This window comes from Klebsiella sp. GG_Kp175 (assembly GCF_040062325.1).
Taxonomy (GTDB): Bacteria; Pseudomonadota; Gammaproteobacteria; order Enterobacterales; family Enterobacteriaceae; genus Klebsiella; species Klebsiella quasipneumoniae.
This window is the reverse complement of sequence record NZ_JBEAFX010000003.1, coordinates 254,314-273,936: the sequence shown is the minus strand read 5'-3', so window position 1 is coordinate 273,936 and position 19,623 is coordinate 254,314. Positions and strand designations below refer to the sequence as shown.

Genomic DNA, 19,623 nt, shown 5'->3' with positions numbered 1-19,623 from the left:
TATTGCCTCCATCGGCGTCATGCGCAGAGGACCACTCTGCCAGCACTCCGCCGTGGGCAACATCTTACTTCTGCGGCGTTTGCGAGGCGCTTTCCGCGTTTTTTAACTTGTTTGCATAATCCCGCCTGACAATTTCCAGCGCGTCCAGCACGGTTTGCGCCGGGATCTGATGTGATTCCAGCAACATGATTAAATCGACGGCCAGTTTGACCTCATCGGGGGCATTTTCCAGCGACATCGGACTCTCCTGTTAGCGCGTCAGCCGCGCCAGTACGTTTTCAATCTTATCCAGCGCCTGTCGGCAGCGCGCCAGCCGTCCACTGTAGACATCGACTTCCCTGGCCAGCCGCTGCTGCTCGTCGAGGCTGGTAGCCTGCGTCAGCTGGCGCTGGCGTTGGTCGCGCATCGCCAGCAGGCGGCGCTCATACTCCTGATGCTGTAGGCGACGGCGCTGCCAGCGGCTCAGCGTTGGCGAGGCATGGTCCCAACTGCGCAGCGACCAGGTGGCGGTTTCGCGACGCAGCGCAGCGATTTGCGCCGCCAGACGCTCGGCGATCCAGGCTACCTGCGGCAACTGCTGGCGCTCGACGGCCTGGCGGAGCTGGTGAAAGTTGTGTTGGGCTTCCGCCAGATAGGCCTGCATCAGCGTGCTGCGGGTGTGGAAGAGCTGGCGGTCAAAGCGCGGGCTGAGGGTCGCGTGCTCCGCCAGCGGCGCCACCTGCGCGGCCAGCTCGCTGAGCTGATTGTTCAGCGTTTGTAAAAGTTGAGCTGTTTTCACCAACCCCCTCCATTCTCCATCAGCCAACTGTGCTACAGTAGCCGTATCTGTTTGATAACGATTCGCATTATGCCACCTGTTATTTTAACCATTATCGGCTGGCTGGCGGTAGCGCTGGGTACGCTGGGCGTCTTCTTACCGTTGCTGCCGACGACGCCGTTTATTCTGCTCGCTGCCTGGTGCTTTGCCCGCTCATCGCCGCGCTTTCACCAGTGGCTGCTGTATCGCTCATGGTTCGGCGGCTATCTTCGCCACTGGCAACAGTACCGCGCCATGCCTCGCGGCGCCAAACCGCGCGCCATTGCCATGATCGTGGCGACTTTTGCTATTTCGCTGTGGCTGGTTAAGCTTACGTGGGTGCGCATCATGCTGTTGGTCATTCTGGCCTGTCTGCTGATCTTTATGTGGCGCATTCCGGTGGTTGACGCAAAGCAACAAAAGCACTGATGCGCAATAATGCCTGTTGCAATTGTTGCTGACAGCCAGTAAATTCTGGCGTTTTCGAGCGCGGGTAAGCCTGGTCAAAGGTTAAACAAATGTTTCTTTGGCCCCTTTTGCACGCCCGTGGGTAACACCGTTTCAATCAGGCATACACTTATGACCGCAACTGCACAGCAGCTTGAATATCTGAAGAACAGCATCCAGAGTATCGAGGATTATCCAAAACCGGGCATTCTTTTCCGCGATGTCACCAGTTTACTGGAAGACCCGAAAGCTTACGCGCTCAGCATTGAACTGCTGACCGAGCGCTACAAAGACGCGGGAATTACCAAAGTGGTAGGGACTGAGGCGCGTGGCTTCCTTTTCGGCGCACCGGTTGCGCTGGCGCTGGGCGTGGGCTTTGTTCCGGTACGCAAGCCGCGTAAGTTGCCGCGTGAAACCATCGCTGAGAGCTATGAGCTGGAGTACGGCACCGATCAGCTGGAGATCCACGTTGACGCCATCAAACCGGGCGACAAAGTGCTGGTGGTGGACGATCTGCTGGCGACCGGCGGAACCATCGACGCGACGGTCAAACTGATCCGCCGTCTCGGCGGCGAAGTGCAGGATGCCGCTTTCATTATCAATCTCTTCGATCTGGGCGGCGAACAGCGCCTGGAGAAGCTGGGGATCCACTGCTTCAGTCTGGTGCCGTTCCCGGGCCACTAAGCAAATCCCTCCACATAGCCTCGCCGATCGGGCGGGGCTGTGATAGCATGACCCCTTCGTGATTTCACCTTCCAGCGTTTCAGAGCCAGCCCATGAGTTATCAGGTCTTAGCCCGTAAATGGCGCCCACAAACCTTTGCTGACGTCGTCGGCCAGGAACATGTGCTGACCGCACTGGCGAACGGCTTGTCGTTAGGGCGCATTCATCACGCTTATCTCTTTTCCGGTACCCGCGGAGTCGGTAAGACCTCCATCGCCCGCCTGCTGGCGAAAGGGTTAAACTGTGAAACCGGCATCACCGCCACCCCCTGCGGCGTGTGCGATAACTGCCGGGAAATTGAACAGGGGCGCTTTGTCGATCTGATTGAGATTGACGCCGCCTCACGCACCAAAGTCGAAGATACCCGCGACCTGCTGGATAACGTCCAGTACGCGCCGGCCCGGGGCCGCTTCAAGGTCTATCTCATCGACGAAGTTCATATGCTGTCGCGCCACAGCTTCAATGCGTTATTAAAGACGCTGGAGGAGCCGCCGGCGCACGTCAAATTCCTGCTGGCGACGACGGATCCGCAGAAGCTGCCGGTGACGATCTTATCCCGCTGCCTGCAGTTCCACCTGAAGGCGCTGGACGTTGAACAGATCCGCCATCAGCTGGAGCATATTCTTGGCGAAGAGCAGATTGCCTTCGAGCCCCGCGCGCTGCAGCTGTTGTCGCGCGCCGCCGACGGCAGCCTGCGCGATGCCTTAAGCCTGACCGATCAGGCTATTGCGAGTGGAGAAGGGCAACTGACGGCGGCGTCGGTGAGCACCATGCTCGGCACCCTCGATGACGATCAGGCACTGTCGTTGATTGAAGCCCTGGTCGCTGCCGATGGTGAGCGAGTCATGGCGGGCGTCAATGACGCCGCCGCGCGCGGCGTTGAATGGGAGGCGCTGCTGGTGGAGATGCAGAGCCTGCTGCACCGCATCGCCATGGTTCAGCTGTCCCCTTCGGCGCTGGGCGCCGACATGGCTGCGGTCGAAGTGCGGATGCGCGAACTGGCGCGCACCGTACCGCCGGGCGACGTTCAGCTCTACTACCAAACGCTGCTGATTGGCCGCAAAGAGCTACCCTATGCCCCGGACCGGCGGATGGGCGTCGAAATGACGCTGCTGCGCGCCCTGGCGTTTCATCCGCGTAAGCCGCTGCCGGAGCCCGAGGTGCAGCCGGCGCAGGCCGCCGCGCCCGCGCCGCGCCAGCCGGTTTCCCCCGCAGCGCCGCCGCCACAGCCGCCGCAGAGTTTGCCGCCGACCACCAGCCAGGTGCTGGCGGCCCGCAGTCACCTGCAGCGCAGCCAGGGAGCAACCACCCCAAAAAAGAGTGAACCGGCAGCCGCTTCCCGCGCGCGGCCGGTGAATAACGCTGCGCTGGAGCGACTGAGTTCGATTACCGAGCGCGTCCAGGCTCGTCCGGCCGCGGCGGCGCTGGAGCAGGCCCCGGCAAAGAAAGAGGCTTATCGCTGGAAGGCGACGACGGTGGTTGAAGAGACCAAAGTCGAAGTCGCCACGCCTAAAGCGCTGAAAAAAGCGCTGGAACATGAAAAAACGCCTGAGCTGGCGGCCAAGCTTGCCGTTGAAGCGGTCGAGCGCGACAGCTGGGCGGCAGAAGTGAGCCAGTTGGCAGTACCGAAGCTGGTCGAGCAGGTGGCGCTCAACGCGTGGAAAGAGCAGGAGGGCAATCGCGTCTGTCTGCATCTGCGCTCCAGCCAGCGCCACCTCAATTCCGCCGGCGCACAGCAAAAGCTGGCTGAAGCGCTGGGGGTGTTGTACGGTACGCCCGTTGAATTGACCATCGTGGAAGACGATAATCCCGCGATGCGCACGCCGCTGGAGTGGCGGCAGGCTATTTATGAAGAGAAGCTCGCGCAGGCGCGCGAAGCGATTATTGCGGATAATAACATTCAGACCCTGCGTCGTTTCTTTGACGCCGATCTGGATGAAGAGAGTATCCGCCCCATTTGACTGCAAGTTTGACTTGCAGTCAGTACCTTTAATGATGACTGACTGAGAGAGAAGCCTATGTTTGGTGGAAAAGGCGGCCTGGGTAACCTGATGAAGCAGGCCCAGCAGATGCAAGAAAAAATGCAGAAGATGCAGGAAGAGATCGCTCAGCTGGAAGTGACCGGCGAATCCGGCGCGGGTCTGGTGAAAGTGACCATTAACGGCGCGCACAACTGCCGCCGCGTGGAGATCGACCCAAGCCTGCTGGAAGATGACAAAGAGATGCTGGAAGATCTGGTGGCTGCCGCGTTCAACGACGCTGCGCGCCGTATCGAAGAGACCCAGAAAGAGAAGATGGCTTCCGTCTCTGCCGGTATGCAGCTGCCGCCAGGCTTCAAGATGCCGTTCTGATGCAAACCAGCCCGCTGTTAACTCAGCTTATGGAAGCACTGCGCTGTCTGCCGGGCGTCGGCCCGAAGTCGGCGCAGCGCATGGCGTTTACCCTGCTGCAGCGCGATCGCAGCGGCGGGATGCGTCTGGCGCAGGCGCTGACGCGCGCGATGTCGGAGATCGGCCACTGTGCCGATTGCCGCACCTTCACCGAGCAGGAGGTGTGCAATATCTGCAGCAACCCGCGTCGCCAGGAAAACGGCCAGATCTGCGTGGTGGAGAGTCCGGCGGACATCTACGCCATTGAGCAGACCGGGCAGTATTCCGGCCGCTACTTCGTGCTGATGGGGCACCTGTCGCCGCTCGACGGCATCGGGCCTGATGACATCGGGCTCGATCGCCTGGAGCAACGGCTGGAGGCGGAGTCGATCACCGAGGTGATCCTTGCCACCAACCCGACCGTTGAGGGCGAGGCGACAGCCAACTATATCGCGGAGCTGTGCGCGCAGTATGGCGTCGACGCCAGCCGAATCGCCCACGGCGTGCCGGTGGGCGGCGAGCTGGAGATGGTCGACGGCACCACGCTGTCCCACTCGCTGGCCGGTCGCCACAAGATTACTTTCTGAACAAATGGAGGCGGCTATCGCCGCCTCCGCTTGAAAAATTTCCCCGCTGTCCCCATCTCCCACTCAACGGTTTTTTACCCATTTAAAATGGCATTGTTGAGGTTGAATCAGATGAAAGGACAAGAAACTCGTGGTTTTCAGTCAGAAGTAAAACAGCTTCTGCACCTGATGATCCATTCCCTCTATTCCAACAAAGAAATCTTTCTGCGTGAGCTGATTTCCAACGCCTCTGATGCGGCCGATAAGCTGCGTTTCCGCGCGCTGTCGCAGCCGGATTTGTATGAGGGAGACGGCGAGCTGCGCGTGCGGGTTTCGTTTGATAAAGACAACCGTACCCTGACCATTGCCGATAACGGTATCGGTATGAACCGGGAAGAGGTTATCGACCATCTCGGCACCATCGCCAAATCCGGCACCAAAGCGTTCCTCGAATCGATGGGTTCCGACCAGGCAAAAGATAGCCAGCTGATTGGCCAGTTCGGCGTCGGCTTCTATTCGGCCTTCATCGTGGCGGATAAAGTGACCGTCCGTACCCGTGCGGCAGGCGATAAACCTGAGAACGGCGTGTTCTGGGAATCCGCCGGCGAAGGGGAATATACCGTGGCCGACATCACCAAAGCCGATCGCGGGACCGAAATCACCCTGCATCTGCGCGAAGGTGAGGACGATTTCCTTAACGACTGGCGCGTGCGCTCCATCATCAGCAAGTATTCCGACCATATCGCGCTGCCGGTTGAGATTGAGAAACGGGAAGAGAAAGACGGTGAAACCGTTATCAGTTGGGAAAAAATCAACAAGGCGCAGGCCCTGTGGACTCGCAGCAAGTCTGAAGTTAACGACGACGAATACAAAGAATTCTACAAGCACATTGCCCATGACTACAGCGACCCGCTGACCTGGAGCCACAACCGCGTGGAAGGTAAGCAGGAGTACACCAGCCTGCTGTATATCCCGTCGCAGGCACCGTGGGATATGTGGAACCGCGATCATAAACACGGCCTGAAGCTGTACGTCCAGCGTGTGTTCATCATGGACGACGCCGAGCAGTTTATGCCGAACTACCTGCGCTTCGTACGCGGCCTGATAGACTCCAACGATCTGCCGCTGAACGTCTCCCGTGAAATTCTGCAGGACAGCAGCGTGACCCGCAACCTGCGCACCGCGCTGACCAAACGCGCGCTGCAGATGCTGGATAAGCTGGCGAAAGACGACGCCGAAAAATATCAGACCTTCTGGAAACAGTTCGGCCTGGTGCTGAAAGAGGGGCCGGCGGAAGATCCGAGCAACCAGGAGGCGATCGCCAAACTGCTGCGCTTCGCGACCACCCATACTGACTCCTCCGCGCAGACCGTGCCGCTGGAAGAGTACGTCTCGCGCATGAAAGAAGGTCAGGAGAAGATCTACTACATCACTGCCGACAGCTATGCGGCGGCGAAGAGCAGCCCGCACCTCGAGCTGCTGCGTAAGAAAGGGATCGAAGTGCTGCTGCTCTCCGATCGCATCGACGAGTGGATGATGAGCTACCTGACCGAGTTCGACGGCAAAGCGTTCCAGTCTGTCGCTAAAGCCGACGAGTCGCTGGACAAGCTGGCGGATGAAGTGGACGAGTCCACCAAAGAAGCCGAAAAAGCGCTGGAGCCGTTCGTTGAGCGTGTGAAAAACCTGCTTGGCGACCGGGTCAAAGAGGTGCGTCTGACCCATCGTCTGACCGATACCCCGGCGATTGTCACCACCGATGCCGACGAGATGAGCACCCAGATGGCGAAGCTTTTCGCGGCTGCGGGCCAGGCGGCGCCGGAAGTGAAATACATCTTCGAACTGAACCCGGCGCATCAGCTGGTGAAACGCGCAGCCGATACCCAGGATGACGCGCAGTTCGGCGAATGGGTGGAACTGCTGCTGGATCAGGCGCTGCTGGCCGAGCGCGGCACGCTGGAAGATCCGAACCAGTTTATCCGCCGTATGAACCAGCTGCTGGCTTCCTGACGCGAACCTGAACGAGTAGCCCGGCCGAGCGACGCGACGCCGGGAACGGGATAAATGCCCCGTCTGAGCGATTTGCTCAGACGGGGCATTTCACATTGGATTGCATAAAATATCTCACCATTAACCGTTTCAGCCGCACCGCCTTCCTTGAGCCATCGCCGTTCTGGTGGTATGGTTTAGCGTTTTTGAAAAATTGAATCGACTTTTGAGGGGATTTTCGTAATGCGTATTATTCTGCTTGGCGCTCCGGGCGCGGGTAAAGGAACTCAGGCTCAGTTCATCATGGAGAAATACGGTATTCCGCAAATCTCCACCGGCGATATGCTGCGCGCTGCGGTAAAATCCGGCTCTGAGCTCGGTAAGCAGGCGAAAGACATCATGGACGCCGGCAAGCTGGTGACCGATGAGCTGGTTATCGCGCTGGTTAAAGAGCGTATCGCCCAGGAAGATTGCCGTAACGGCTTCCTGCTGGACGGTTTCCCGCGCACTATTCCGCAGGCTGACGCCATGAAAGAAGCGGGCATTACCGTTGATTACGTGCTGGAATTCGACGTGCCGGACGAACTGATTGTCGACCGTATCGTTGGCCGTCGCGTTCACGCGGCATCCGGTCGCGTATACCACATCAAATTCAATCCGCCGAAGGTGGAAGGCAAAGACGACGTGACCGGCGAAGAGCTGACCACCCGTAAAGACGACCAGGAAGAGACCGTGCGTAAGCGTCTGGTGGAATATCATCAGATGACGGCGCCGCTGATCGGCTACTACACCAAAGAAGCGCAGGCGGGCAACACCAAATACGCCAAAGTCGACGGCACCAAAGCGGTGGCTGACGTGCGCGCCGAACTAGAAAAAATCCTCGGCTGATAAAGCCTTTTCTCATCCTGCTGCGGCAGGATGAGAACTCCTCTCATTCCTACCTTTTGCTATGATTGGTTCCGTTTAGCGCCATTTCAGCTACAATTGGCTGCGATTCAAATGGTTAAGAGGCGGTAATGCATCAGACGAAAACAGGTATCTTGCTGGCCAATTTAGGCACTCCCGATGCGCCCACCCCCGGTGCGGTGAAGCGTTATCTGCGACAATTCCTCAGCGACAAACGGGTGGTGGATACGTCTCGTCTGCTATGGTGGCCGCTGCTGCGCGGCGTCATACTGCCGATTCGCTCTCCCCGCGTGGCTAAACTCTATCAGTCCGTCTGGATGGAAGAGGGGTCGCCGCTGATGGTATACAGCCGTCGCCAGCAGCAGGCGCTGGCCGCCAGACTGCCGGATACCCCGGTGGCGCTGGGCATGAGCTATGGAACGCCGTCGCTGGCCAGCGCGGTGGATGATTTACTGGCGCAAGGGGTGGGGCACATCGTGGTGCTGCCGCTGTATCCGCAATATTCCTGCTCGACGGTGGCTGCCGTCTGGGATGAGCTGGCGCGGATCCTCGCGAAAAAACGCGCCATTCCCGGTATCTCGTTTATTCGCGATTACGCCGGGCACCCGGACTATATCCATGCTCTGGCGGCCAGCGTGCGCGCCTCGTTTGCCGTTCATGGGGAACCGGATCTGCTGCTGCTTTCCTATCATGGGATCCCGCAGCGCTATGCCAACCAGGGAGATGATTATCCTCAGCGCTGTCGTGATACCACGCGGGAACTGGTCTCCGCGCTGGGGCTGCCACCGGAGCGGGTGATGATGACCTTCCAGTCGCGCTTTGGCCGGGAACCCTGGCTGACGCCGTACACCGATGAGACGCTGAAGATGCTCGGCGAGAAAGGGACGAAGCATATTCAGGTGCTGTGCCCGGGCTTTGCCGCCGACTGTCTCGAAACGCTGGAAGAGATCGCCGTCCAGAACCGGGAAATCTTCCTCGAAGCGGGTGGCAAGCAATATGAATACATTCCGGCGCTTAACGCGGACGCCGCGCATATTGAGATGATGGTCAACCTGACGGCGCCTTATCGCTGATCGCGCGCAGGGCGGGGAATATGCTACTATTTCCCGCTTGTTCCCTGTTATTTAAGCGCCACTATGAAATTTCCCGGTAAACGCAAATCCAAACACTATTTTCCCGTTAACGCCCGCGACCCGCTGCTGCAGCAAATTCAGCCGGAGAATGAATCCAGCGTCTCCTGGGTGGTGGGTATCGACCAGACGCTGGTGGATATCGAAGCGAAAGTGGATGAGGCGTTTATCGTGCGCTACGGCCTGAGCGCGGGCCACTCTCTGGTGATTGAAGATGATGTCGCCGAGGCGCTGTACCAGGAGCTGGTGCGCAATAATCTTATTACTCATCAGTTTGCCGGCGGCACGATCGGCAATACCATGCACAACTACTCGGTGCTGGCGGACGATCGCTCGGTGCTGCTTGGCGTCATGTGCAGCAATATCGAAATCGGCGGCTATGCCTATCGTTACCTGTGCAATACCTCCAGCCGCACCGATCTGAACTATCTACAGGGCGTTGACGGCGCCATTGGCCGCTGCTTCACCCTGATCAGCGATAGCGGCGAGCGCACCTTCGCCATTAGCCCGGGTCATATGAACAAGCTGCACCCGGAAAGCATTCCGGAAGCGGTGATCGCTGGCGCCTCGGCGCTGGTGCTGACCTCCTACCTGGTACGCTGCAAGCCGGGCGAGCCGATGCCGGACGCGACGATGAAAGCCATCGAGTATGCCAAAAAGCATGATGTGCCGGTGGTGTTAACTCTTGGTACCAAATACGTGATTGCCGATAACCCGGCGTGGTGGCAGCAGTTCCTGCAGGATCATGTCTCGATTCTGGCGATGAATGAAGAGGAAGGGGAAGCGCTGACCGGTTTTGCCGATCCGCTGTCGGCGGCGGACAAAGCGCTGGACTGGGTCGACCTGGTGCTGTGCACCGCCGGACCGGCGGGGCTATATATGGCGGGCTTCACCGAAGAAGAGGCGAAACGTAAAACCCAGCATCCGCTGCTGCCGGGGGCGATCCCGGAATTTAACCAGTTTGAATTCAGTCGCGCGATGCGTCACCAGGACTGCGTCAATCCGCTGCGTATTTATTCGCACATCGCGCCGTATATGGGCGGCCCGGAGAAGATCATGAACACCAACGGCGCAGGCGACGGCGCGCTGGCGGCGCTGCTGCATGACATCACCGCCAATAACTACCATCGCAATAACGTACCCAACTCCAGCAAACACAAATGCAAATGGCTGACCTACTCCTCGCTGGCGCAGGTGTGTAAATATGCCAACCGCGTGAGCTATCAGGTGCTGAACCAGCACTCGCCGCGTTTAACCCGCGGCCTGCCGGAACGTGAGGACAGCCTGGAAGAGGCGTACTGGGATCGATAAGCGAGTCCCTCTCCCGACGGGAGAGGGCTGTACATCAGCCAGTGACCACTTCACCGGCGGGTGGCGTTTCCAGAAGCTGCAGCATGGCGCGGGCAATTTCCCGCTCGCCCATCACCACCTGATTGGCCCCACGGTCGATAATGTAATCCACTTCATCATCGTAATGGGCGCGGGCGATAATCTCGATATTCGGACATTTTTCCCGTGCGGAGGCGACAATCTCGCCGGCCTCATAGCCGTTGGGAATGGTCAGCAGCAGCCAGCGAGCGCAGTCGAGATGCGCCAGCTCCATGATCTCTTCATTGGCGGCATTGCCCAGCACCGCGCTGATCCCGCGCTCGCGTAGCTCATCCACGCGGGTGCGCGAGGTTTCAACCACCACCAGCGGGATCCCCTGGGCCATCAGCTTCTCGCCCAGCAGGCTGCCGACGCGGCCGAAGCCGACCAGCAGCGCGTGGTTGCAGATATCGACCGGCACCTGCTTCTCGTCTTCCAGCACCTCTTCCAGGGTCTGCTCGTCGAGGGTTTCGGTTTTATCGAGATATTTCTCCAGCAGGGTAAACAGCACCGGGTTGAGCATAATCGAGATGATCGCCCCGGCCAGCACCAGGTTTTGCCCGGCCTGCGGCAGCAGGTTAAGCGCCATCCCCAGGCCGGCGAGAATAAAGGCAAATTCACCAATCTGCGCCAGGCTGGCGGCAATCGTCAGTGCGGTACGCGGCGAGTGGCCAAACATACGCACGAGGAAAAAGGCGGCTGCGGATTTACCAAAGATAATGATCGCCAGCGTCGCCAGCACCGCCAGCGGCTGCTGGACCAGCACCATTGGGTCAAACAGCATGCCGACGGAGACAAAGAACAGCACCGCAAAGGCGTCGCGCAGCGGCAGGGTGTCATGGGCGGCGCGGTGGCTCAGCTCGGATTCATTAAGCACCATGCCGGCAAAGAAGGCGCCGAGGGCGAAGGAGACATCAAACAGCTCCACGGCGCCGAAGGCGATGCCCAGCGCCAGGGCCAGCACCGACAGGGTGAACAGCTCGCGCGAGCCGGTGGCCGCGCTGCGCGACATGATCCACGGCACCAGCCGACGGCCGACCAGCATCATGATGGCGATAAAGGCCACCACTTTGCCAATGGTGATCCCGAGGTCGAGGGCGAGGGAAGCGAAGCCGACGTTGCCTTTCTCCGCCATACCGGCCACTGCCGGCAGCAGGACCAGCGTCAGGACCATCACCAGGTCTTCCACAATCAGCCAGCCGATGGCGATCTGCCCGCGCTGACTGTCAATCAGCTGTCGTTCCTCCAGGGCGCGCAGCAGCACCACGGTACTGGCGGTAGAGAGACACAGGCCAAAGACGATGCCGGTCATCAGCGACCAGCCAAGGGCGGCGGAGAGCGCCATACCCAACAGCGTCGCCACAGCTATCTGGGCGATGGCCCCGGGAATGGCGATCGACTTTACCGCCATCAGATCCTTGAGGGAAAAATGCAGCCCGACGCCGAACATCAGCAGGATCACGCCGAGTTCCGCCAGTTCCGGAGCCAGTTTGGTGTCAGCAACAAAGCCAGGGGTGAAAGGTCCGGCCAGCACGCCCGCTAAGAGATATCCCACCAGAGGAGAAATACGTAGCTTATTGGCAATCATGCCGAGAATAAAGGCGAGCACGAGGCCGCCGACAATGGTGGTGATTAGCGGTGTTGCGTGGTGCATTCCGTCTCCTTTCCAGTGGTGAATCGGTCCATTTTGCTACCCTGTCCGCGTAATAGTTTATGACAAAAACGTTCACTTTGTTTATGAATAATTCTTGAATTGTGCAAAAAAATGCAATTAGGGGATGAAAAGGCACAGAAGGGAAAATCGAGGGAGGAATGCGCGCATCAGGCCGATGGTGCAAGGGGTAACGGCGGCCAACGTTACACTTTGGCCGCCGGATAATCAGGCTTTTTGCCGGTTATCAGGAAGAAATATCGTCAGGAATCCCAGCAGCGGCAGGAAGGCGCAGATTTTATACACCAGGTCGATACTGGTATGGTCCGCCAGCAGGCCCAGCACCGCGGCGCCAAGGCCGCCCATGCCAAAGGCGAAGCCGAAAAACAGACCAGAAACCATACCGATACGTCCCGGCAGCAGCTCCTGGGCATAGACCAGGATAGCGGAGAAGGCCGAGGCGAGGATAAAACCAATGATCACCGTTAAAATCCCGGTCCATTCAAGGCTGGCGTAGGGTAAAACAAGGGTGAAGGGCGCCACACCGAGGATAGAGCCCCAAATAACATATTTTCGCCCAATCTTATCGCCAACGGGCCCGCCAATCACCGTCCCGGCGGCCACCGCGAACAGGAAGGCAAACAGATGCAGCTGGGCATTTTGCACCGATAAGCCGAACTTATGCATCAGATAAAACGTGTAATAGCTGCTGATGCTCGCCATATAGAAATATTTCGAGAAAATCAGCATCAGCAGAATACCTACCGCCAGAATCACCTTATTGCGCGGCAGCGGATTGACGATCGCCGGCTTCGGTTTGCCCTTATTCATCCGGTGCTGTGCGGCGTACCAGCGGCTGATTTGCGACAGCACGACGATAGCCAGCAGGGCGGCCAGTACGAACCAGGCGACGTTGCCTTTACCATACGGGGCGATGATCACCGCCGCCAGCAGTGGACCAAGCGAACTGCCGAAGTTGCCGCCGACCTGGAACAGCGACTGGGCCAGGCCGTGACGGCCGCCGGAGGCCATCCGCGCCACGCGGGACGATTCCGGATGGAAAACCGAGGAGCCGGTACCCACCAGCGCGGCGGCCAGCAGCACCATACCGAAGCTACCGGCCAGCGCCAGGAGGATCAAACCGCAGAGGGTAAAGCACATGCCCACCGGCAGCGACCACGGCATCGATCGTTTATCGGTAATATAGCCAATCACCGGCTGGAACAGCGATGAGGTGAGCTGGAAGGTGAGGGTGATCATCCCGATCTGCACAAAGGTAAGGGAGAACTCGGCCTGCAGCAGCGGGTAGATCGCGAGAATGAGCGACTGGATCATATCGTTAAGCAAATGGGACAGGCTGATCGCGCCTAAGATGCCAAACGAGGTGCGCGCTTTTTGCGGCGGCGCAGCGGGGCCGGACACGGGTTGAGCGGTCTGATTGATTGCCATAGGTTCACGTCACTTTTTTATATAGCTTTCGTTATTTGTACGCCATGCGACTGCCCTGATTTTCCCGGCTACTGCATGGGAAATATGACGAACGGGCTAACGCACTGCCATACAACGCGAAGGCGTATAGAGGATGCAGGTGGAATTATTATCCAACTAACATACCTGCTGATAAGGTTTGAAGGAAGTCGCAATTCTGAAAACATATTTGTCAATGCGGCTAACTCGCTATACTTTCGGCACTTGGGATTAAGTCAGGGAGTGAAGCATGCATTGTTTAAAACACAGCGTGGCGCTGGCGTTATTCGCCGCGTTATCGCTGGGCAGCCTGTCCGCGCAGGCCTATGAGCAGGATAAAACCTATAAAATTACCATCCTGCACACCAACGATCACCACGGCCATTTCTGGCGCAATGACTACGGCGAATATGGCCTGGCGGCGCAGAAAACGTTGGTGGACGGTATTCGTAAAGAGGTGGCGGCTGAAGGCGGTAGCGTTCTGCTGCTGTCCGGCGGGGATATCAATACCGGGGTGCCGGAGTCTGATTTACAGGATGCAGAGCCCGATTTTCGCGGCATGAACCTGATCGGCTACGACGCGATGGCGGTGGGGAACCACGAGTTTGATAATCCGCTGAGCGTGCTGCGCCAGCAGGAAAAGTGGGCGAAGTTCCCGTTCCTGTCGGCCAATATTTATCAGAAAAGCACCGGCGAACGGCTGTTCAAACCCTGGGCGCTGTTTAAGCGCGGCGGGTTAAAAATCGCGGTGATTGGCTTAACCACTGACGATACGGCCAAGATTGGCAATCCAGAATATTTCACCGATATCGAATTCCGCAAACCGGCGGAAGAGGCGAAGCTGGTGATCCAGGAGCTGCAGCAGAATGAAAAGCCGGACGTGATCCTGGCCACCACCCATATGGGCCACTATGACAACGGCAACCACGGCTCTAACGCGCCGGGGGATGTCGAGATGGCGCGGAGTTTACCCGCGGGCTCGCTGGCGATGATCGTCGGCGGTCACTCGCAGGATCCGGTGTGCATGGCGTCGGAAAATAAAAAGCAGGTCGACTATGTGCCAGGGACGCCGTGCGCCCCGGATCGTCAGAACGGCATCTGGATCGTCCAGGCGCATGAGTGGGGCAAATACGTCGGCCGCGCCGATTTTGAGTTCCGCAACGGCGAGATGAAGCTGGTGCACTATCAGCTGATCCCGGTCAACCTGAAGAAAAAAGTGACTTACGATAACGGCCAAAGCGAGCGGGTGCTGTATACGCCGCAGATCGCGGAGAACCCGCAGATGATGTCGCTGCTGACGCCGTTCCAGAACAAAGGTAAGGCGCAACTGCAGGTCAAGATCGGCAGCGTGAATGGTCATCTGGAGGGCGATCGCAGTAAAGTGCGTTTCGTGCAGACCAATATGGGCCACCTGCTGCTGGCGGCGCAGATGGCGCGCAGTAATGCGGATTTCGCGGTGATGAGCGGCGGCGGGATCCGCGACTCCATTGAGGCGGGCGATATCACCTACAAGGATGTGATGAAGGTCCAGCCGTTTGGCAATGTGCTGACCTATGTCGATATGAGCGGCAAGGAGGTGGTGGATTACCTGACCGCCGTCGCGCAGATGAAGCCGGATTCCGGCGCCTATCCGCAGTTTGCCAACGTCAGCTTTGTGGCCAAAGACGGCAAGTTGAACGATCTGAAAATCAAAGGCGAACCGGTGGATCCGTCGAAGACCTATCGGATGGCGACGCTGAGCTTTAACGCCACCGGCGGCGATGGTTACCCGAACATCGCCGATAAACCCGGGTATGTGAATACCGGCTTTATCGATGCCGAAGTGCTAAAAGAGTATATCGAGAAGAACTCGCCGCTGGATGCCGCCGCCTATGAGCCGAAAGGCGAGGTGAGCTGGCAGTAAGCCTGGGTTTCGGGTGAGCTATTTCCACGGTGGCGCTACGCTTACCGTGGCTATGAGTTGGGGAGCCCGGATAAGGCGCGTGCGCCGCTATCCGGGATAGTGTTATCAATCGCGGCGGGCGATATCGGCGAACTTCGCATCCAGAAGCTGCGCCAGATCGCTGGCCGCCAGCTCAATATCCAGCCCGCGTTTGCCGCCGGAAATATAGATAGTGGCAAATTCCTGCGCCGGGGCGTCAATCACCGTCGGCAGGCGCTTCTTCTGCCCCAGCGGACTGATACCGCCCACCAGATAGCCGGTGATACGCTGCGCCACCATCGGGTCGGCCATGTCGACTTTCTTGGCGCCCAGCGCTTTCGCCACTTTCTTCAAATCCAGTTGCCCGGCGACCGGGGTGATGGCGACCGCCAGATGCTTCATATCGCCATTAACGGCGACCAGCAGGGTCTTGTAAACCTGATCGGCATTGAGGCCGAGCTTGCGCACCACTTCATCACCGAAGTTGGTCTCATTGGGATCGTGATCGTAACTGTGGATCTGAAAGGGAATTTTGTTTTTTTCGAGTAATTTAACGGCGGGAGTCATAGCTATCCTTCTTACCAACCGGTTTTGCGTGACGTCAGAATACGCCCGCAGGTTGTCTAAAAAATAGTACCATCTTGCGCAATAGTGTTGGCAGTGATGGTCACTTTGAGCGACAATCAGACGATCCGGGATACAAATCCCGGGATAATAATAATGATGAAATTCCTCTTTGACGGGCCAATAGCAATATTGGCCATTTTTTTATGTCAGCATATCCGGCAGATTCCCTTCGCCATACAGATGCAGCGCGCCGACGGCGACCACGTAGCGCCCCGGCGGCAAGGCCAGCAGCGTCTCGCGCCAGGCGAGATTGCGCTGATGCATCAGCACATCATATAAAGACTGGCTGAAGGTCGTCGGCAGCGATACCGCACCGCGCGACGGCGGTTGCTCCAGCCACCAGCCGATCATGACCTGCAGTAAACGGGCGTTGGTGCGCCAGTGGGTCAGCGTATCTTCCAGCAGCGCCATTCCGCCATCGGGCAGGTCGCGCAGCAGCGCGATCTGGCTGTCGGCGCCTTCCAGCTCCATCACCGCTATGTTGCTCTCGCGGGCGGCCATCAGCAACTGATAATCGATACCGTAATCCGGCCGCAGCCCCAGCTTCTGCGCCTGGGTGGCCTGCAGAACCATCGCCACCTGCCACAGCGGCTGGCTGTCGAACAGCTCGACCGACAGGCCCAGCTCGCCGGCTCGCGCTTGTAGCTCGCTCAGCTGCGCGTCGCTCAGGCGCTCCGCCAGCGGCGGATAAGCGGGGAGATTGCTAAACGGGGTTTCATTGCCGCTGATATCGGCCTCGACGATTAACGCATCGGCCTGGCGTATTTTTTTCAGCAGTTTCGCTGGCGGCGGCGCCATGTCGCGGGTGCCCATATGGATGCTGCCGACGAGGTGCAGATAGCGTTCGCCGGGCAGGACGATATCCATCGCAGGCCAGGAATAAGACGAGCCGACGGCGGCTCGCCACAGCATTTTTATCCGGTTTAACAGGCCCATACGCGCTCCGAAGTGTGAGGCATTCATGCTAGCGCATATGGTGATACACGTCACCCTTCCGGCGGGCTTTTCTTGTCCCGGAAAAAAAGCGGGCGCCGATCCTGTCAGCGTCCGCTTTCCTGCAGCAGCGTTTACTCTTTTGGTTTAAAGCGCAACAGGCGGTTAGCGTTACTCACCACGGTGATCGACGATAGCGCCATCGCCGCGCCGGCGACCACCGGATTGAGCAGCGTGCCGGTCAGCGGCCAGAGGATCCCGGCGGCAATCGGGATGCCCAGCGAGTTGTAGACAAAGGCCCCCAGCAGGTTCTGCTTCATATTGCGTAAGGTCGCCTTCGAAATCGCCAGCGCATCGGCCACGCCGTGAAGACTATGGCGCATCAGGGTGATCGCCGCGGTTTCAATAGCGACATCGCTGCCGCCGCCCATGGCGATCCCGACATCCGCCTGCGCCAGCGCGGGGGCATCGTTAATCCCATCGCCAACCATCGCCACTTTGTGCCCCTGGCTCTGCAGACGCTTAATGGCGTCGGCTTTACCGTCCGGCAGCACGCCGGCAATCACTTCATCAATGCCGGCTTCTTTGGCGATGGCATTCGCGGTAGTGGGGTTATCCCCGGTGAGCATCACCAGGCGGTAGCCCTGACGATGCAGGCGCGCCAGGGCGTCGACGCTGTCTTCGCGCAGCGGGTCACGGATGGCGAACAGCGCGGCCGCCTGACCATCCACCGCCAGCAGCACCGGCGTAGCGCCGCGCGAGGCCTGCGCCATCATCTCGCTTTCTATATCGCTGGTGGCGATATGCTGCTCGTTGAGCAGCGCCTGGTTGCCGAGCAGCAGGCGATGACCTTCCGCCTCACCGCTGACGCCAAGGCCGCGCAGGGTGCGGAAGCCGCTCACTTCCGGCAACGGGCTGTCTCCGGCTTTATCGAGGATCGCTCGCGCCAGCGGATGGCTTGAGCCCTGCTCGAGCGCGGCGGCAAGACGCAGCGCGGTAATCTCATCAACGCCAGCGAAAGTTTTCACCGCCACCACCTGCGGCTTACCTTCGGTCAGGGTGCCGGTTTTATCGAACACCAGGGTGTCGAGTTCACTGGCGCGCTGCAGCGCATCGGCGTCGCGCACCAGTACGCCGTATTCCGCCGCCCGGCCAACGCCGGAGATGATCGACATTGGCGTCGCCAGCCCTAAGGCGCACGGACAGGCGATAATCAGCACCGTGGTGGCGATCACCAGGGTATAGACGATCTGCGGCGCCGGGCCGAAGAAGTACCAGATCGCCGCGCTAATCAGCGCAATGGCGACCACCGCCGGGACAAACACCGCGGAGATTTTATCCGCCAGCTGGCCGATCTCCGGCTTGCTGCTCTGCGCCTGGCGCACCATGCGGATAATACGTGCCAGCGTGGTCTGGCTGCCGACGGCGCTGGCGGTGAACAGCACGCTGCCGTCCTGCACCACGGTGCCGGCGTGAATGGCATCGCCATCGCCTTTTTGCTGTGGTACCGGTTCGCCGGTGAGCATCGCTTCATCAAACCAGGCTTCGCCCTGGCTTATCACGCCGTCAACCGGAACGCGATCGCCAGTGGTCAGGCGCAGCGTCATGCCGGCCTGAACTTCAGCGAGCGGCAGATCCTTTTCTCCCTCAGGGGTCACCACGCGGGCTGAAGGCGGCGTCAGGTCGAGCAGTTTTTCCAGCGCTTTTGAGGAGCGCTGGCGGGCGCGGGCCTCCAGCATATGGCCGAGGTTAATCAGGCCGATAATCATTGCGCTGGCTTCGTAATAGAGATGGCGGGCTTCCATCGGGAACCACTGTGGCCACAGGTTGACGCTCATCGAGTACAGCCAGGCGACGCCGGTACCGAGGGCCACCAGCGTATCCATGGTGGCGGTGCCGTTTTTCAGGCTTTTCCACGCGCTGCGGTAGAAGTGCCCACCGGCGAAGACCATCACCGCAAGGGTGACGAGGCCGATGACCAGCCACAGCGAACGGTTGTCGTCGCTGACCATCATGTTATCGCCGATCATGCCCCAGACCATCACCGGCACGCCGACCAGCAGGGCGACAATCGCCTGCCAGCGAAAACGTTTCATGGTGGCGATGGCGGTTTCCTGCTGACGTTCGCGGCGTTCCAGATCGTCCTCGATCGCCTCCGCGCCGTAGCCCGCTTTCTCCACCGCCTGCACTAATTCTGCGGCGGACGCACTGCCCATCACCAGCGCCGTGCGTTCCGCCAGGTTAACCCGCGCCTGTGAGACGCCCGGCACCGCGGCAAGCGCGTTCTGTACCCGGGAGACGCAGCTGGCGCAGCTCATGCCGTTGATCAGCAGCTGTTGACTGTCATCTTCGTCATGGGCTGCCGGAAGCTCAGGAGTGGCCGCTGTCAGTGCTTCCGACGGGATTGATGATTCTGCCAGCGGTTTAGCCTTTGGGTGGCTGAGCTCCGCGCCGTATCCGGCTTGTTTAACGGTTTCAATCAGCGCTTGTGCGCTGGCGCTGCCCGTCACATGGGCTTCAGTGAGGGTGACTTCCGCTTGCTCAACGTCAGGACGCTGCTCCAGACTCTCTTTCACGCGTTTGACGCAGTGGCCGCAGGAGAGGCCATCCAGCGTCAGGTCGATAGTGTTAGACATAAATAACTCCTGAATAATTTTCCGGTCAACGATTGACCAGAACCACTCTTTCATCGAGTATTAAGAAGGTTAAACCTTCCAGCAAGGGGAAGGTCAA

Annotated in this window: 17 protein-coding genes and 1 other annotated feature; of the genes, 10 read left to right on the top strand and 7 right to left on the bottom strand. The window is 59.1% G+C overall.

The window, feature by feature from the left end; genetic code table 11:
- Positions 1-64: 64 nt before the first annotated feature.
- Complete coding sequence (rsmS, locus tag ABLU73_RS07265; RefSeq protein WP_004204742.1) at positions 65-238, bottom strand: pleiotropic regulatory protein RsmS; 174 nt, start codon at positions 236-238, stop codon at positions 65-67.
- A 12-nt stretch (positions 239-250) separates the two neighbouring features.
- The gene (gene priC, locus ABLU73_RS07260; RefSeq protein ID WP_243813748.1) at positions 251-778 is read right to left on the bottom strand and encodes a primosomal replication protein N''; all 528 of its coding nucleotides are present in this window, start codon (positions 776-778) and stop codon (positions 251-253) included.
- A 69-nt stretch (positions 779-847) separates the two neighbouring features.
- On the opposite strand from priC, the gene ABLU73_RS07255 reads away from it, so the two are divergent.
- The 9 genes from ABLU73_RS07255 (at position 848) to ABLU73_RS07215 (ending at position 10,234) form a co-directional block, all read left to right on the top strand.
- Positions 848-1,225, top strand: a complete 378-nt coding sequence (locus tag ABLU73_RS07255; protein ID WP_004204740.1) for a DUF454 family protein — start codon at positions 848-850, stop codon at positions 1,223-1,225.
- A gap of 150 nt (positions 1,226-1,375) precedes the next feature.
- The gene (gene apt / locus ABLU73_RS07250; RefSeq protein ID WP_004204738.1) at positions 1,376-1,927 is read left to right on the top strand and encodes an adenine phosphoribosyltransferase; all 552 of its coding nucleotides are present in this window, start codon (positions 1,376-1,378) and stop codon (positions 1,925-1,927) included.
- Between the two features lie 92 nt (positions 1,928-2,019).
- Positions 2,020-3,927, top strand: coding sequence for a DNA polymerase III subunit gamma/tau (gene dnaX / locus ABLU73_RS07245; RefSeq protein WP_023319861.1), 1,908 nt, complete (start codon positions 2,020-2,022; stop codon positions 3,925-3,927).
- Positions 3,260-3,324: a sequence feature (DnaX frameshifting element), on the top strand. Its footprint overlaps the gene before it by 65 nt.
- A 57-nt stretch (positions 3,928-3,984) precedes the next feature.
- Entirely contained in the window at positions 3,985-4,317 is a 333-nt protein-coding gene (locus ABLU73_RS07240) for a YbaB/EbfC family nucleoid-associated protein (protein ID WP_002892173.1), read from the top strand.
- On the top strand, positions 4,317-4,922 hold the full coding sequence (gene recR, locus ABLU73_RS07235) for a recombination mediator RecR (protein ID WP_002892177.1): 606 nt from the start codon (positions 4,317-4,319) through the stop codon (positions 4,920-4,922). The genes ABLU73_RS07240 and recR overlap by 1 nt, the downstream gene beginning before the upstream one ends.
- Positions 4,923-5,033: 111 nt before the next feature.
- Positions 5,034-6,908 carry a molecular chaperone HtpG gene (gene htpG, locus ABLU73_RS07230; protein WP_243813749.1) on the top strand — a complete coding sequence of 625 codons (1,875 nt, stop codon included), beginning with the start codon at positions 5,034-5,036 and terminating at the stop codon, positions 6,906-6,908.
- Between the two features lie 222 nt (positions 6,909-7,130).
- Complete coding sequence (adk, locus tag ABLU73_RS07225) at positions 7,131-7,775, top strand: adenylate kinase (protein ID WP_002892184.1); 645 nt, start codon at positions 7,131-7,133, stop codon at positions 7,773-7,775.
- Positions 7,776-7,903: 128 nt separating this feature from the next.
- Positions 7,904-8,866, top strand: a complete 963-nt coding sequence (gene hemH, locus ABLU73_RS07220; RefSeq protein ID WP_017898889.1) for a ferrochelatase — start codon at positions 7,904-7,906, stop codon at positions 8,864-8,866.
- 63 nt (positions 8,867-8,929) lie between these two features.
- Positions 8,930-10,234: an inosine/guanosine kinase gene (locus ABLU73_RS07215; RefSeq protein ID WP_065878432.1), complete on the top strand. Its 1,305-nt coding sequence runs from the start codon at positions 8,930-8,932 to the stop codon at positions 10,232-10,234.
- Between the two features lie 34 nt (positions 10,235-10,268).
- Here ABLU73_RS07215 and ybaL read toward each other — a convergent pair whose 3' ends face one another.
- Together ybaL and ABLU73_RS07205 are read right to left on the bottom strand one after the other, a co-directional pair.
- Positions 10,269-11,945: a YbaL family putative K(+) efflux transporter gene (gene ybaL, locus ABLU73_RS07210; protein ID WP_004204732.1), complete on the bottom strand. Its 1,677-nt coding sequence runs from the start codon at positions 11,943-11,945 to the stop codon at positions 10,269-10,271.
- Between the two features lie 225 nt (positions 11,946-12,170).
- Positions 12,171-13,391: an MFS transporter gene (locus tag ABLU73_RS07205; RefSeq protein WP_004204731.1), complete on the bottom strand. Its 1,221-nt coding sequence runs from the start codon at positions 13,389-13,391 to the stop codon at positions 12,171-12,173.
- A gap of 268 nt (positions 13,392-13,659) precedes the next feature.
- On the opposite strand from ABLU73_RS07205, the gene ushA reads away from it, so the two are divergent.
- Entirely contained in the window at positions 13,660-15,312 is a 1,653-nt protein-coding gene (gene ushA / locus ABLU73_RS07200; RefSeq protein ID WP_004204729.1) for a bifunctional UDP-sugar hydrolase/5'-nucleotidase UshA, read from the top strand.
- 105 nt (positions 15,313-15,417) lie between these two features.
- On the opposite strand, the gene ybaK is transcribed toward ushA, so the two are convergent.
- The 3 genes from ybaK to copA all read right to left on the bottom strand — a co-directional run bounded on the left by ybaK (position 15,418) and on the right by copA (position 19,526).
- Positions 15,418-15,897 carry a Cys-tRNA(Pro)/Cys-tRNA(Cys) deacylase YbaK gene (gene ybaK, locus ABLU73_RS07195; protein WP_049093330.1) on the bottom strand — a complete coding sequence of 160 codons (480 nt, stop codon included), beginning with the start codon at positions 15,895-15,897 and terminating at the stop codon, positions 15,418-15,420.
- Between the two features lie 201 nt (positions 15,898-16,098).
- A complete protein-coding gene (locus ABLU73_RS07190) occupies positions 16,099-16,893 on the bottom strand; it encodes a TraB/GumN family protein (protein WP_023319864.1) in 795 nt (264 codons plus the stop codon).
- A gap of 131 nt (positions 16,894-17,024) precedes the next feature.
- Positions 17,025-19,526 (bottom strand): copper-exporting P-type ATPase CopA, encoded by a 2,502-nt coding sequence (gene copA, locus ABLU73_RS07185; protein ID WP_032455685.1) that lies wholly within the window; start codon positions 19,524-19,526, stop codon positions 17,025-17,027.
- Positions 19,527-19,623 lie beyond the last annotated feature (97 nt).

Coding starts and splice junctions, on each gene's coding strand:
- rsmS (WP_004204742.1), bottom strand. CDS start 238: ATGTCGCTGGAAAATGCCCCCGATGAGGTCAAACTGGCCGTCGATTTA.
- ABLU73_RS07255 (WP_004204740.1), top strand. CDS start 848: ATGCCACCTGTTATTTTAACCATTATCGGCTGGCTGGCGGTAGCGCTG.
- apt (WP_004204738.1), top strand. CDS start 1,376: ATGACCGCAACTGCACAGCAGCTTGAATATCTGAAGAACAGCATCCAG.
- dnaX (WP_023319861.1), top strand. CDS start 2,020: ATGAGTTATCAGGTCTTAGCCCGTAAATGGCGCCCACAAACCTTTGCT.
- ABLU73_RS07240 (WP_002892173.1), top strand. CDS start 3,985: ATGTTTGGTGGAAAAGGCGGCCTGGGTAACCTGATGAAGCAGGCCCAG.
- recR (WP_002892177.1), top strand. CDS start 4,317: ATGCAAACCAGCCCGCTGTTAACTCAGCTTATGGAAGCACTGCGCTGT.
- htpG (WP_243813749.1), top strand. CDS start 5,034: ATGAAAGGACAAGAAACTCGTGGTTTTCAGTCAGAAGTAAAACAGCTT.
- adk (WP_002892184.1), top strand. CDS start 7,131: ATGCGTATTATTCTGCTTGGCGCTCCGGGCGCGGGTAAAGGAACTCAG.
- hemH (WP_017898889.1), top strand. CDS start 7,904: ATGCATCAGACGAAAACAGGTATCTTGCTGGCCAATTTAGGCACTCCC.
- ABLU73_RS07215 (WP_065878432.1), top strand. CDS start 8,930: ATGAAATTTCCCGGTAAACGCAAATCCAAACACTATTTTCCCGTTAAC.
- ybaL (WP_004204732.1), bottom strand. CDS start 11,945: ATGCACCACGCAACACCGCTAATCACCACCATTGTCGGCGGCCTCGTG.
- ABLU73_RS07205 (WP_004204731.1), bottom strand. CDS start 13,391: ATGGCAATCAATCAGACCGCTCAACCCGTGTCCGGCCCCGCTGCGCCG.
- ushA (WP_004204729.1), top strand. CDS start 13,660: ATGCATTGTTTAAAACACAGCGTGGCGCTGGCGTTATTCGCCGCGTTA.
- ybaK (WP_049093330.1), bottom strand. CDS start 15,897: ATGACTCCCGCCGTTAAATTACTCGAAAAAAACAAAATTCCCTTTCAG.
- ABLU73_RS07190 (WP_023319864.1), bottom strand. CDS start 16,893: ATGGGCCTGTTAAACCGGATAAAAATGCTGTGGCGAGCCGCCGTCGGC.
- copA (WP_032455685.1), bottom strand. CDS start 19,526: ATGTCTAACACTATCGACCTGACGCTGGATGGCCTCTCCTGCGGCCAC.